General features: G+C 45.9%; 4 protein-coding genes. 1 reads left to right on the top strand and 3 read right to left on the bottom strand.

Annotation, left to right across the window (positions count from 1 at the left end):
* Positions 1-73 precede the first annotated feature (73 nt).
* A complete protein-coding gene (locus AACU28_RS12265) occupies positions 74-883 on the top strand; it encodes a MetQ/NlpA family lipoprotein (RefSeq protein ID WP_004734371.1) in 810 nt (269 codons plus the stop codon).
* 92 nt (positions 884-975) lie between these two features.
* Here the strand turns inward: AACU28_RS12265 and AACU28_RS12260 are convergent, their stop codons facing one another.
* The 3 genes from AACU28_RS12260 to AACU28_RS12250 all read right to left on the bottom strand — a co-directional run bounded on the left by AACU28_RS12260 (position 976) and on the right by AACU28_RS12250 (position 12,646).
* A complete protein-coding gene (locus AACU28_RS12260; protein ID WP_004734370.1) occupies positions 976-2,181 on the bottom strand; it encodes a carbohydrate porin in 1,206 nt (401 codons plus the stop codon).
* 405 nt (positions 2,182-2,586) lie between these two features.
* Positions 2,587-3,363 carry a Zn-ribbon-containing protein gene (locus AACU28_RS12255; protein ID WP_017079382.1) on the bottom strand — a complete coding sequence of 259 codons (777 nt, stop codon included), beginning with the start codon at positions 3,361-3,363 and terminating at the stop codon, positions 2,587-2,589.
* A gap of 229 nt (positions 3,364-3,592) precedes the next feature.
* On the bottom strand, positions 3,593-12,646 hold the full coding sequence (locus tag AACU28_RS12250) for a VCBS domain-containing protein (RefSeq protein WP_121603007.1): 9,054 nt from the start codon (positions 12,644-12,646) through the stop codon (positions 3,593-3,595).
* Positions 12,647-12,814 lie beyond the last annotated feature (168 nt).

Raw genomic sequence — 12,814 nt, 5'->3', positions numbered from 1 at the left:
CGTTAAAACGCAAACTATCTAAGACAAGAGTCGTCTGAACCAAATTAAATAGATTTATTAAAAGGAGATTATTATGAAATTTAGCCTTAAAGGTTTACTGACTATCGCAGCGGCAGCTTCAGCGCTAGTACTAGCAGGTTGTGGCGAGAAAGAAGTGGATACTTCTAAAATCAAAGTTGGCGTAATGGCAGGTGCTGAAGCACAAGTTGCAGAAGTAGCGGCTAAAGTAGCAAAAGAGCAGTACGGCCTAGATGTTGAGTTAGTGACTTTCACAGATTACGTAACACCTAACGCAGCGCTAGATGACGGTTCGATCGATATCAATGCATTCCAACACGCACCGTACTTAGATCAGCAAGTGGCTGACCGTGGTTACAAGCTAACAATCGCTGGTAACACGTTTGTTTACCCAATTGCAGGTTACTCTAAAGAAGTTAAATCGGTAGATGAAATCCAAGACGGCGCTCGTATTGCAGTACCAAACGATCCAACTAACCTAGGTCGCTCTCTACTTCTTCTTGAGCAACAAGGTCTACTTGAACTTCGTGAAGGCGCTGGTCTTCTAGCAACCGTTCGTGACATTGTGGGTAACCCTAAGAATCTAACGATTGTTGAACTAGACGCAGCTCAACTGCCACGTTCTCTTGATGATGTTGCACTGTCTATCATCAACACAACTTACGCGAGCTCTATCAACCTGACTCCGCAAAAAGACGGCATCTTCGTTGAAGACAAAGACTCTCCATATGTAAACCTAATCGTTTCTCGTGAAGAAAATCTAAACGCTGAAAATGTACAGAACTTCGTAAAAGCTTACCAAACTGAAGAAGTGTACAACGCAGCTTCTGATATCTTCCAAGGTGGCGTAGTTAAAGGTTGGTAATCAACTAAACGACAGCAACCTATAGATACCCGAAGGGGCTGACATAACGTCAGCCCCTTTTTTAATGGTTATGATTTACAAGAAAGTTCGACTTACCACCAAGCTTCCACTTGCATACCAACGCTCATTTCACTGTTTTTACCTTCACCGAAGGCATTGTCATTTTCAGCATCGTTTAGGTAAGTCGCAAAGATACGGAATTCAGGACGAGACCAGAAACCCACTTGTGGAACCCAGGCCTGAGCGATTGTAAATTTACCACCCGCCCCATCTTTGTTATCGATAGTTTCAACAAAGCCACCAATTTCAAGAATGGTACGCATACGCTTGTCCCACTTGTAAAGCGGGCGAATTACCGCACTGAAAGAATCATCATCACTGTTATTAGCGCCAACACCGGTTGATGCTGCATAACGTACTGTGTGGCCAAACTCGATGTTCTCGCCAATCGCAAGCACGCCCCAGTTAATCAATCGGAAACCCTCGGCGTCATTATTGTTTGCATCACGTACGATGCCCTTACCGGTACCAAAGGTTGTCATCTGCTCGGCATAGCCAGAGTTAGCAACCTGTAGAATCGTTTTGTTGAAGCCACCAGTAAGATTTTGATTCAAACTTGCCGTTAACATTACGCTGTCATCCGCATCGATCGTTTGACCTTGTTTTTCATTGGCGAAGTTCATATCAATACCGACCTCAAGATCCGCATTGTTCCACAGTGGAATCCCGGCATAGCGCACGTCTGCAATCATGGCTGTGGTTTCTTTGCCATCAAATACATCACCCGTAACGGTGTCTTGAATCAAAGCTACCGATAATTTACCTGGGCCCATATTGATGTGTTCAACACCAGCACCAATACCACTGACATCCCAGTAGTAGTTGTCAACGATGTGCACATCATGACGCTGGTAGTAACGTTCACCCGCCCAAATTCCAATGTCCTTATCTTCAAAAAGCCCCACAGCCTGAACATTCAATTGCACCACATCAACGCTTTTATCCGCCGCGTTTTCATCTTGGCCTTGCCAGTACGACAACATGGAATCAACTAAAAATGAAACGTCGTCCTCTGCATACACCTCTTTCTTAAAACCAAACTCACCATACAGGTCATTTTCGTTGCCGAGTCGGCCAACTTTACTCACCTCCCACTTGCTGTTTGAGCCGCCTTCATTACTCAGGCCAACGCCTCCGCGCATGTAACCATTGAACTCCAATGGCGTGGTTTCATCAGCGTATAAATTAGGGGCAAGTAAAGCAGTAGAGAGTGCAGCAGCAATAGGTAACAGTTTCATCGTCCATTCCTTTCAGATCTAGAATCAGGTTATTTTTATAAATGGGAACATTCCCATGGGATCGATCCCATTTATATTGAGAAGAATATAAATTGAAAGAGAACTGATTGATTATTGTGATCAGGCTAACTATTGAGGTAACTAAAAGTTGATGGGTGTTGGATTATTTCTATGAATACGTTGGAGCTACAGAAAGAGGGGAATATCACGTTCTGTACCTACTTGGGGGGGAACAGTAGCGAACAATTAGGGAGTAATAAAGATTGGGAAAAGATAGCTTGTGAGTCGCGAAATCGAGTAAGAAAACAAGATGATAAACGATTGATATAAAGGGGAAATCGATATCGGAGCACTTAAGCAATACTCCGATATCTAAAATACGACGTTTAAATAACCACAGAAGGGTTACTTCAGGTGATCCCAAGAGATGTTTGACACCAATCGACAGTCATCACACTTGAAATAGAAAATATCGTGAATAGGCGTATCAAGCAGCCATTCGCCACCACATTGTGGGCATTTACGCTCTTTTTCAGCTTTTAAGCTAATGCCGCCCACACGGTATAAGTAGTAATACGTTGGGATCTTAGTGAGGTACTCAATGCGCCCTCTCAAGCCCCAGCCGCGTTTGAACAATACGCTTTTGGTATCGCTAATCTCGGTCAGCGTTGCATGTTCAGCACGGCAACCCCCGCCCATTTGTACTTCATCACAGGCTTGCCATTCAGTCTGCCATTTCAACACGGCTTTATGGTCACCATTGAAGGTTGGCGGGTTGCGGTACAAAGGGATCGGCAACAAGCTATCGCCACTACGCAGCGGCGAACAGGTATGCACGAATGTCGTGTATAACACCTGCCAACTTGGCGTTTCATCTTCTGCCACTTCTTCTGAGTTCAGATCTCGACCAAGCAGACGCATCTTAGGTGCTAATAAACTCGCAGCTGATAAGCGTTCAAAACAGACCTTTACGAAATCTGAATGATTACGTGGGTGCAAGCTGTCTTGCTCTGGGCACACAACGCGAACATAGAATTCGCCGTCGCCCATCACGATTGGAAACTCACGGCCTAGCACTTGTCCATTGTAACGAAGTGCATCCATCAAGCCATTAACTGCCTTATCGACAGCGCTGACCGTTGTGTTATCAAAACACTCAAATTGAAGCTCTAGTACGTACATCTATTTACTATATGTGGTTCTATTAATAGCATCATTATAACGACTATTTATACTATTGTACTTAGCTTAATAATACGGATGACCCCGAATTAAATAAATATTCGCTTATAGCTTAATCCTACTGCCTGGAGCTCTAGAGCAGCCAGTTAAAAACGCATATCATCTTCAGGCAAGTAGAAAACCAATTGATTGGCTTTCTACTCTGTTCAACACAAGTTAAACCACGTTTTTACGTAAAAGTTTGTTGTTGGAACAACTGCTCTACAATTTCATTGGATGTTGTCATAGCGCTCATATCGAAGCCTGATAAATCCAAGTTGGTCATCTCAACTGCAACAGATTGGCCAGATTCCGCTTCGATCGCTAACTCAATACTACTATCCGCAGTTAATGAAGCTGTAACATGCTCTAGTAGCATTTCCATATTAGTAACATCATCTCCAGTCAGGTCAAGAAGGTCTGTGAGGTCAATATTGTCATCACCAAAAGTGAAATCAGTAATAGTATCGCGTGACAAACCATCCACTGAGTCTTGCTCAAAAACAAAAGCGTCTTTGCCCTCTCCCCCCGTCAAAATGTCATTACCTAAGCCACCAATGAGTACATCATCACCTTCACCGCCAAGTAAAAAGTCATCCCCTTGGTTACCATGTAAGGTATCACTGCCTTGCTGGCCGAGTAGTATATCAATACTTTCAGAACCAAGAATCGTATTACCCAACTCATCGCCAGAAAGTGTCACACTCTCTTGAATGACAGGGACTGCTCCTTTTTCGGTTAGAATTAAACTAAATACATTGTCACTGTTTTGCCCTTTACCGTCCGTAACCTCAAAAGCAAAATTCATATTTATTTGCTGACCATTCGACAAGTTAAAGTTCTCGTCTTGGGTAAAGTTATAACTTCCATTTGAGTATACTTCCAAGACACCAAACTCTGTTGTCACACTCAGAAGACCATTTTCACTAGCAACAGAAGAGGTCACATTGGGCGGTGTATCAAAGCCCATAAACTCGGTATTCATCAATCTAAAGTCATTAGTTTGAGTAGACACCTGTAGCGTATCACCATCGGGATCGAAACTACCCGACAATAACTCACCAGCAATAGGCTCCGGCGTGTAATGTTTAAGCAGTTGTCCTAAACTTTCTCCAGAGTCTACATATACGACAGTATCAGTAATGCCATTCATTGCATCCGCAACATTTTCGTCACCACGCGTCGCAATACCAATACCATAAACAGAAGCTTGGTTATCTTGAACATATTGCTCCCAGCGGTCACTTAGGTCATCAGCAACCACAGCCCCGTCTCTAGGGTTCGGAGCTCCATCTGACATGAAGAAGATAGAATCATGGCTCTCGATTGGCTGCTCTTTAAGTAAAAGATCCCAATCCAGTTCACCTTGATCGTTTAGGCCATCCTGCCACGGGAAACGATTAGAACTATCACTTGGTGCCATGACAGCTTCCAAGGCATCATTGTAATCGGTGTTCATTCCTCTATTGTCGATCCAGCACCACTCATTCACATACTTATTGACATCCGTCAGGTAAGTCATGTCCGTGAGCTCACGCCCATTCAGCTCTGGCGGACGTGTCATCTCAAGAACGTCACCAAGTTCAAACCAACTTTGCTCTTCAGTTTCACCTGCAAATTTAACCAAGCGAATGTAGCTATTTGAAGCTCCACCTTGTTGTATTAGATCTTCAACCATTTCATGTAGAGCTTCTGCTGCCTTATACGCTCTTGACTCTGTACGTGAAGCAAGAACTTCATCCGGTAAGCCACTATCTCTATACGTATTCGTCCCATCAAAAGTCCGAGTCATACTGCTAGAAACATCGAACACAACTGTGATCTTATTGATAGGTTGCTCTTCTACTTCAGCAAAACCAACTACTGCAGTGTTCTCCGGCGCCCTATTTTCAAAGACATTCAGAGTAACTGTAGTTTGATCTAAGTCGCTGCCATCACTTGCTTCTACGAACAATTCATGAGCTGAAAAAAGATCAAAATCTAAAGCGTCTGAATCTTTTAACCAAATCTCTCCCGTATTACTGTCTATGCGGAATTTGTCACTATCATCCCCTTTAAGGGTATAAGTGATCGTATCGTTGTCAGGGTCAAATGCTGCAACTTTACCAACCAAAATTCCGCTCTCATGCTCAGCAACGTCAAAACTAATGGTGTCGGTGGTTGCTAAACCGTGTCCATCAGAGCCTCGAATCTGATCTTCATCGTTTGGAGAAATAAATTCTGGGGCACCGTCTTTGATATTTATTGTAATATCGTTAGTTGCAATATCACCATCAGCATCAATGACTTTGAATGCAAAGCTTTCACTTTGATCACCATCGACATTATTCGCTTTATAGTCATACCAACCATTTTCAAAATTAATCGTTAACTGGCCAAAGTTCGTTTCTACTTCAAGCAGAGAATGTTCTGAAACTTGAGAAGATATCCCATTAACATCCGTTTTCGATACTGTGCCTGTTTGTTTATCAAACTGGTAGTTTTCACCTTTGATTTCAATAGAATTAACCCATTGAATTTCACCGCCAACTTGAGAAAAAACATCACTTTGAACTTCACCAGGAACGGTAGTCACTAAAACATTCTCTACATTTGACTCGTCAACAACCAATGCAGAACCAGAACTAGTCGCCACTGGTTTGAGATAATTCAAAGAAGCACTATCACCAATACCAAGCGCCCAAATATTATTAAAGGTATGCCCATTAGCTGACATTCCATTTTCCATCGCTAATTCTAGAATCAATTTTTCTTCGGCATCTGTCGGAGCCACTCGGCCAGCTAACAAGTCATCATAATGTGATTGGCTACTAAAATGCGCCGGGTCTAAGTCATCCATTAAGCTTGTTCGAGCTTGAGAGGAATAGAAATCTTGACGAGTCCAGCCACTGAAATCTGAAGGCTGCCCATCAGAGATAAAGTACAACTGGGTATTAGAACCCGCGACTTGGCTAGAGAAACTATCAGCTGAAACGATATCTTCAACCTGCTCAATCGCTTCATAATAAGGTGTCCAACCAGATGGAGATACAGTAGCAAAGAAATCTGTAATGTCTTGCTCTGACTCGATCCAACTAGAGATTTTACCGCTTGGAGAACCAGAGTGAGTAGCAATTTGGAACTTCACATCTCCCAGTTCATGGTATTTCTCAAACATACTTTTTATTGAAGTTTGTGCTAGATCCCATCTTGTCGTTTGCACACCATTTGAATCCAGAACGGTATCCTTCATAGAGTCAGATGCATCTAGTGCAATCACGACCGAGTTAGACTGAGGTTGCACATCTTTTATCGTATGTTGATGAACTCCAGCTTCAGGAACAACATCAACCACTTCAATATTTAGCTGTGCTTGCTCCACTTGATGACCGACATCTAGCGTGATATTTAACTCAAGCATCAATGAATCATTACCCTGTTCTAGATGATCAAGTGCCGCATGTTGCGATACTTGATACTCACCAGTAGCCTGATCAATCTTTGCCGAAAGCACATCAACTCGATGACCATTAACCTCAGTAAACGCACTAAATTCTGTTTGGTCTTGAGAAAGTTCAAACTGGACTACCAAACCGTTACTCGTTAAACCAAAAAGATCTTGTGTACTATCGAATCGATACTCCGCTTCTTCCGCTGAACCAAGATCTGCATCAAGTTCACCTTCGACAAATACGGTCTGATTCGCACCTAAGTCAGATTCTTCAAGAGTAACTGATTCATTATCAAGTGAAATAGATTCTCCGATTATGGTAACGGTGACGCTGGCTGTATCCTGCAACCCATCCTCATCTTGAATAGTGTACTCAAACTCTACAGTTTTAACTTCACCTGCACTTAATGATTGCTCTGTTAACGGTAAGCTATCTAGGTACTTTTCGGCATCAAAAACAAATTGACCGTTTTGAAGCGTTATATAGTCCGCCTGTGGGTAATCAACAATAGTTAACTCATCGTTTTCTGGATCACTATCATTGGTGAGCACATCTAAAGTTAATAGGCCAGTTCCGTGTGTGTGGTAATTACTATCGAAAGACGTTAAATCAGCAGACACTTCAGTAACGAAATATTCGGAACCTTTAGGGTCAACAACCCCATCTTTATAGCCAATTGCAGACAATTCAATCGTATCAAAGTAGCGTCCGGAGGCATCAATAGAAACTAATTGGCTACCACCACGATTTCCTTCAAATACGCCTGTTGCAATTAATTCACCCTCAAAATAGGCTTTCCATACGCCTTGCTCAATACCCGGTTCCCAGCTTCCATTATTTGTATCTGTCCATAAGTTTTTAACTTCAACTTGTGCATGATTAGCAAGTTGATTATTAGCAAAAGTGAAACTCATCGCTTCACTCTTCTGAGTTGCATCATCGTAACCAATTTGGCCAGATTGAACACGATCAGAAGGGTTATCAAGTTCAGAATGCACACCGTATTTATTGTCACCATCCCCGGTGTAATCTGCCAGAGTTGCATCTGCAACTTTTTCTCGAGTCACACTGTCAATCACATAGACATCGACTTTGATATCGTTGCTGGTTATCCAGTTCGATGAATCTAATGTTTTGGTTTCAGTCGTGATGCCTTTGTCATCTAGAGCAGTCGGACCTTCATTAACGTCACCGACTTTTATATGTACTTGAGCGGTGTCTGTCTCTCCGGACTCATCGGCAACGAGCACATCTACACTGTAGCTTTCATTGTCTTCGTAGTTGAGTGATACACCAGATTTCAATGAAATCTCACCAGATGCAGCATCAATCTGAAAGAGGTCGGTATGATTGCTAAGAGAATAGGTCAATTGACTTGCGCTATCGACATCAAATGCCCCGACCTGACCAACAGTTTGACCTTGGCTATTTTCAGGCACAGAGAATGAATAAACATCATCATCAACGAGTCCCAAACTGTTTAGGCCATGCGAGTCGTTGTTGCCACTGACAAATTCAGGTTTATCGTCTGTTCCAGTGATGGTCACTGCAATCTCATGCGTGCTGCCATCCGCAGTTTCTACCGTGAAGGTGCGAATAATTGGAGTCGAGTCGGCGTCCAGCGCTTGAACATCCGCGTGGTCATTGTTGAGCGTGTACGTCCACTCCCCGTCCGCATCGATACTGAAGGTGCCGTAATTGCCATCTTGAATATCAGTCTGCGCGGTAAACACCGCTTCGTCCAAATCCGGGTCGTCAACATTAAGGTTGCCGCCCGCGGTCAGCGTTACGTCTTCTTGCACTGCGCCTTTATCATCACCCGGAATACTTGGGGTAATAACCGCCGCGTCGTCGGAGCCCGTGATGGTCACTGCAATCTCATGCGTGCTGCCATCTGCAGTTTTTACCGTGAAGGTACGAGTGATTGGATCTGAGTCGGCGTCCAGCGCTTGAACATCCGCGTGGTCATTGTTGAGTGTGTACGTCCACTCCCCGTCCGCGTCGATACTGAACGAACCGTAGTTGCCATCTTGAACATCGGTCTGCGCGGTAAACACCGCTTCGCCTAAATCCGGGTCGTCGACATTGAGGTTGCCGCCGGTCGTTAGCGTCACGTCTTCTTGCACTGCGCCTTTATCATCACCCGGAATGCTTGGCGTGATAACCGCCGCGTCGTCTGAACCCGTGATGGTCACTGCAATCTCATGCGTGCTGCCATCCGCAGTTTCTACCGTGAAAGTGCGAACGATGAGATCAGAGTCGGCGTCTAGCGCTTGGACATCCGCGTGGTCATTATTGAGCACATAGGTCCACTTACCGTCTGCATCGATACTGAAGGTGCCGTAGTTACCATCTTGAACATCAGTTTGCGCGGTAAACACCGCTTCGTCCAAATCCGGATCGTCAACATTGAGGTTACCGCCGGTCGTCAGCGTCACGTCTTCTTGCACTGCGCCTTTATCGTCACCCGGAATGCTTGGCGTGATAACCGCCGCGTCGTCTGAGCCCGTGATGGTCACTGCAATCTCATGCGTGCTGCCATCCGCAGTTTCTACCGTGAAAGTGCGAACGATGGGATCAGAGTCGGCGTCCAGCGCTTGAACATCCGCGTGGTCATTATTGAGCACATAGGTCCACTTACCGTCTGCATCGATACTGAAGGTGCCGTAGTTACCATCTTGAACATCAGTTTGCGCGGTAAACACCGCTTCGTCCAAATCCGGATCGTCAACATTGAGGTTACCGCCGGTCGTCAGCGTCACGTCTTCTTGCACTGCGCCTTTATCATCACCCGGAATGCTTGGCGTGATAACCGCCGCGTCGTCTGAGCCCGTGATGGTCACTGCAATCTCATGCGTGCTGCCATCCGCAGTTTCTACCGTGAAGGTGCGAATAATTGGAGTCGAGTCTGAATCTAGCGCTTGGACATCCACGTGGTCATTGTTGAGTGTGTACGTCCACTCACCGTCCGCATCGATACTGAACGTGCCGTAGTTCCCATCTTGAACATCGCTCTGCGCGGTAAACACCGCTTCGTCCAAATCCGGATCGTCAACATTGAGGTTGCCGCCGGTCGTCAGCGTCACGTCTTCTTGCACTGCGCCTTTATCATCACCCGGAATGCTTGGCGTGATAATCGCCGCATCGTCGGAGCCCGTGATGGTTACTTGAATTTCATGGGTGCTGCCATCCGCAGTCGCGACCGTGAAGGTGCGAATAATTGGAGTAGAATCTGAATCTAGCGCTTGGACATCCGCGTGGTCATTGTTGAGTGTGTACGTCCACTCACCGTCCGCATCGATACTGAACGTGCCGTAGTTACCATCTTGAACATCGCTCTGCGCGGTAAACACCGCTTCGTCCAAATCCGGATCGTCAACATTGAGGTTGCCGCCGGTCGTCAGCGTCACGTCTTCTTGCACTGCGCCTTTATCATCACCCGGAATGCTTGGCGTGATAATCGCCGCATCGTCGGAGCCCGTGATGGTTACTTGAATTTCATGGGTGCTGCCATCCGCAGTCGCGACCGTGAAGGTGCGAACAATTGGAGTAGAGTCTGAATCTAGCGCTTGGACATCCGCGTGGTCATTGTTGAGCACATAGGTCCATTCACCGTCCGCATCGATACTGAACGAACCGTAGTTCCCATCTTGAACATCGGTCTGCGCGGTAAACACCGCTTCGTCCAAATCTGGATCGTCGACATTGAGGTTACCACCGGTCGTCAGCGTCACGTCTTCTTGCACTGCGCCTTTATCGTCACCCGGAATGCTTGGCGTGATAACCGCCGCGTCGTCTGAACCCGTGATGGTCACGGCAATCTCATGCGTGCTGCCATCCGCAGTCGCGACCGTGAAGGTGCGAACAATTGGAGTAGAGTCTGAATCTAGCGCTTGGACATCCGCGTGGTCATTGTTGAGCACATAGGTCCATTCACCGTCCGCATCGATACTGAAGGTGCCGTAGTTACCATCTTGAATATCGCTCTGCGCGGTAAACACCGCTTCGTCCAAATCCGGATCGTCAACATTAAGGTTGCCGCCCGCGGTCAGCGTCACGTCTTCTTGCACCGCGCCTTTATCATCACCCGGAATGCTTGGCGTGATAACCGCTGCGTCGTCGGAGCCCGTGATGGTCACTGCAATCTCATGCGTGCTGCCATCCGCAGTTTCTACCGTGAAAGTGCTAACGATTGGAGTAGAGTCGGCGTCCAGCGCTTGAACATCCGCGTGGTCATTGTTGAGAACATAGGTCCACTTACCGTCTGCATCGATACTGAACGTGCCGTAGTGACCATCTTGAATATCGGTCTGCGCGGTAAACACCGCTTCGCCTAAATCCGGATCGTCAACATTGAGATTGCCGCCCGTCGTCAGCGTCACGTCTTCTTGCACTGCGCCAATATCATCACCCGGAATGCTTGGCGTGATTACCGCCGCGTCGTCTGAGCCAGTGATGGTCACTGCAATCTCATGCGTGCTGCCATCTGCAGTTTCTACCGTGAAAGTGCGAACGATGGGATCAGAGTCGGCGTCTAGCGCTTGAACATCCGCGTGGTCATTGTTGAGCACATAGGTCCACTCACCGTCTGCATCGATACTGAACGTGCCGTAGTGACCATCTTGAATATCGGTCTGCGCGGTAAACACCGCTTCGCCTAAATCTGGATCGTCAACATTGAGATTGCCGCCCGTGGTCAGCGTCATGTCTTCTTGCACCGCGCCTTTATCATCACCCGGAATGCTTGGCTTGATTACCGCCGCGTCGTCTGAGCCAGTGATGGTCACTGCAATCTCATGCGTGCTGCCATCTGCAGTTTCTACCGTGAAAGTGCGAACGATGGGATCAGAGTCGGCGTCTAGCGCTTGAACATCCGCGTGGTCATTGTTGAGCACATAGGTCCACTCACCGTCCGCATCGATACTGAACGTGCCGTAGTGACCATCTTGAATATCGGTCTGCGCGGTAAACACCGCTTCGCCTAAATCTGGATCGTCAACATTGAGATTGCCGCCCGTGGTCAGCGTCACGTCTTCTTGCACTGCGCCTTTATCATCGCCCGGAATGCTTGGCGTGATAACCGCTGCGTCGTCTGAGCCAGTGATGGTCACTGCAATCTCATGCGTGCTGCCATCTGCAGTTTCTACCGTGAAGGTACGAGTGATTGGATCTGAGTCGGCGTCCAGCGCTTGAACATCCGCGTGGTCATTGTTGAGTGTGTACGTCCACTCACCGTCCGCATCGATACTGAACGAACCGTAGTTGCCATCTTGAATATCGGTCTGCGCGGTAAACACCGCTTCGTCTAAATCTGGATCGTCGACACTTAAATTACCGCCGGTAGTCAGCGTCACGTCTTCTTGCACCGCGCCGTCATCACTTCCACTAATAATAGCGGATACTGATTCAGAAATAACATCAATAGAAGAATTCAAAACAGTGTTCAAAGTGACTTGTTGAGCTTCATTTACCCCCTTGGTCTCAAAGAACGTTTTCGCTAAAACTTCCACGCCATCTCTTTCAATACTTCCAGAAGTTATCAAACTAGATCCACTGACATTTCCAGACGCGGTAGCAAATTCACTCCCTAATAAAGTAGGGTCTAAGCCGTCTTCGAGAGCATTGAATAACGCAATAACATCTGGTGATATGTCAATATTTTCGTGTTGATCAACAAACGTAATTTCAGGTTCTTTATTGCCTTCAAACGTTTCGACAATAATTTCACCAGGAAACAACTGCTGCCCAGGTTCGACTACTTTAATTTTACCATCTAAACCTATAACAACATACGTTTCTACTGCTAACTTCATTCTGTCGACCACTGCTCATATCCCCTAGAAATCATCGATTAGATTCATCAATCAAACCCAACACAACAAGCTCATTTATTGACAAGAAAAATAATTGGGTAATTTATCATCAAACGGCCCATATAAAACACGCACTTTTATGGGCTTAAATTTTCATGTTTTAAATTT

This window comes from Vibrio sp. SBT000027 (assembly GCF_963894355.1).
In the GTDB taxonomy this organism is placed as follows: Bacteria; Pseudomonadota; Gammaproteobacteria; order Enterobacterales; family Vibrionaceae; genus Vibrio; species Vibrio splendidus.
The sequence above is the reverse complement of the archived record's forward strand: the minus strand, read 5'-3'. Positions and strand labels throughout refer to the sequence as shown.